The organism is Vibrio sp. 1402, assembly GCF_033340275.1.
In genome coordinates this window covers 1-1,109 of the sequence record NZ_JAWOWE010000082.1, presented here as the reverse complement: position 1 = coordinate 1,109, position 1,109 = coordinate 1, and the positions used below count along the sequence as shown (strand labels likewise).

Genomic DNA, 1,109 nt, shown 5'->3' with positions numbered 1-1,109 from the left:
TAGCTCGACTTCACGTTCAAGGCTGAGGTGACGACTGATCACGCCGTGAACCAAATCAGAAACCAGTTCCATTTGTTTGGAGATAAAATCTTGCTCAATTTGTTCCAACGACACAGAAAATATCAATTCGCCAACGACTCGCTCATCAATGATGATGGGTAAATGTAGCGCCTCATTCTGCCAATTGGGTGTTCGAGCGATAGGTTTGTCACTTTTTAGATCCAAATGCCCGAAATGATGACGACGCAAAGAAGTGAGTTGGACAGGATCAAGGTATAAATACGAAGCGGTAATAACAGAATTGGACGTCAGTTGCTCAAGAAAACTGGCAATCATTGTCTCGTCGAAAGTGCTGGAAAGGAATGTCCGTCCAAACCGAATAAGCGTGGCATCAATTTTTTCTTCAAACTCAAACTTGCGCAGATCGCTTTCCGATCGAAGTTCTAGCTTCTTTAACGCGACACTCAATTTTTGCGTCGATTCGTAGAGCTCATAACTTTTTTGCTCTAAAAGCAGTTCTGCCGCCTTTCTTGAGGCGATTTCTCGTTTGAGTTTCCTTTCTAATGAGGAGTTACCCGTCATACTCTTCTTATTGTGCCTCCAGCCAAAATCGAACTTGGCTTCCGTCTTCAGTTTGGTTTTGATGCGTAATATGAATGACCTGTCCAAAGTGTGCAGCACAGCCTTTGAGCAACCCCAAACAAACATGCGCCATACGCCTTGCACTATGGTAGTCGAACACCAGTTCTGACTGTGTTTCGCTGATAAAATCGAACTTAGGCGGATTGGCGTCTGGGTAAAGTTTTTTAACTTCTACATGAATAAAGCTTTCTACATGTCGAACAAATTGAAAGGTATTGTCGCACTGCTGCAAGCTTGCATGACTGGGAATGGAGCGTAGCAGGTTCAAAAATACGCTTTCACCAAACACTTCTTGTAACTGCTCTGGGGGAATATCAGAAACTTTGCTGAGATTGACGATCAGTTTGACTAAGTCCCGGTGATCATAGCTGCCGACAGAGGTATATACCCCTTCGTCATCGGAAAGTTCGAGCACTTGGTCAAGCACTTCAAGTCCAAATTTGCTTTCCACTAACTCCATGAACTCG

1 protein-coding gene and 1 pseudogene are annotated in these 1,109 nt (G+C 43.9%); both read right to left on the bottom strand.

The features are described from left to right. Positions 1 to 582 (bottom strand): annotated as a pseudogene (locus tag R7044_RS24255) (hybrid sensor histidine kinase/response regulator); the annotation flags it as partial. A gap of 7 nt (positions 583 to 589) precedes the next feature. Further along, a partial coding sequence (locus tag R7044_RS24250) for a heme NO-binding domain-containing protein (RefSeq protein WP_225455877.1) occupies positions 590 to 1,109 on the bottom strand: 520 nt, incomplete at its 5' end.